The organism is Acinetobacter sp. V102_4, assembly GCF_031799005.1.
Classification (GTDB): domain Bacteria; phylum Pseudomonadota; class Gammaproteobacteria; order Pseudomonadales; family Moraxellaceae; genus Acinetobacter; species Acinetobacter calcoaceticus.
The window spans coordinates 1-670 of the sequence record NZ_JAVQNR010000024.1 but is presented as its reverse complement, the minus strand read 5'-3'; the positions used below and the strand labels follow the sequence as shown (position 1 = coordinate 670).

Annotated in this window: 1 protein-coding gene and 1 pseudogene; both read right to left on the bottom strand. The window is 39.3% G+C overall.

Annotated features, from left to right (window positions below; translation table 11 throughout):
- Window positions 1–28: 28 nt before the first annotated feature.
- Window positions 29–295, bottom strand: coding sequence for an AlpA family phage regulatory protein (locus RMB13_RS00630; RefSeq protein WP_311073110.1), 267 nt, complete (start codon window positions 293–295; stop codon window positions 29–31).
- Window positions 296–394: 99 nt separating this feature from the next.
- Window positions 395–670 (bottom strand): annotated as a pseudogene (locus RMB13_RS00625) (hypothetical protein); the annotation flags it as partial.

The following is a 670-nucleotide window of genomic DNA, read 5'->3' as shown; positions in this document are numbered from 1 at the left end:
CAGCCTGTCATAGACAGGCTGTTTTGCTTTATGCAGCTTTAGGATTTTTCGCTTCAAGCCAAGCATTGATTTGGCTTTCGGTCCAAGTGGGCATACTTGCTGTTAAGTACGTGGGTTCTGGGAAATCACCTCGTCGAATCATTTTCCAAAATGTCGACTCTGCAATATTCAATAAGCCTTTGCTTGCAGGCTTATGGGAGAGTCTTCTTCTACGACCCTTACGATCCACATAGTCCTTTGCTAGACGTTCAGGATAGTTTACGAGGTCTTTTACACGGTAGCGCTTTTCAATCATATCTTTGTACCTATTTAATCAGCATTCTTTGCTGGTACAGATACTGCTGAGATTTAATATGTTCTCAACGGTACTATGTTTAATTCGGGTCATGTTTGTTTAGTGTTCATCGGCTTGATAGAACACCTCAAAAGAGGATTTGTTATCAAAAATCCGAAGGAAGTGGTCTGTGCCAACTAAATAAGCTTTTAGAATCTGAAGCCGTTTACCAAAATTAATTTGATTGACGTTATAGAAAATAGGCGTCAATAACTTTGGTAAGGGTGTCCATACAACCTGAATCAATCCTATCTGGTCGATGAATTGATTCAGGCTCTTATAAATTTCAGTTTCTTCAAAGGGAGTGAAGTCACTCGTTTTTTTTGCAACAAAGAA

What these genes read in the sequence shown, in the direction of transcription:
- RMB13_RS00630 (WP_311073110.1), bottom strand. Translation starts at nt 295, where the DNA reads ATGATTGAAAAGCGCTACCGTGTAAAAGACCTCGTAAACTATCCTGAA.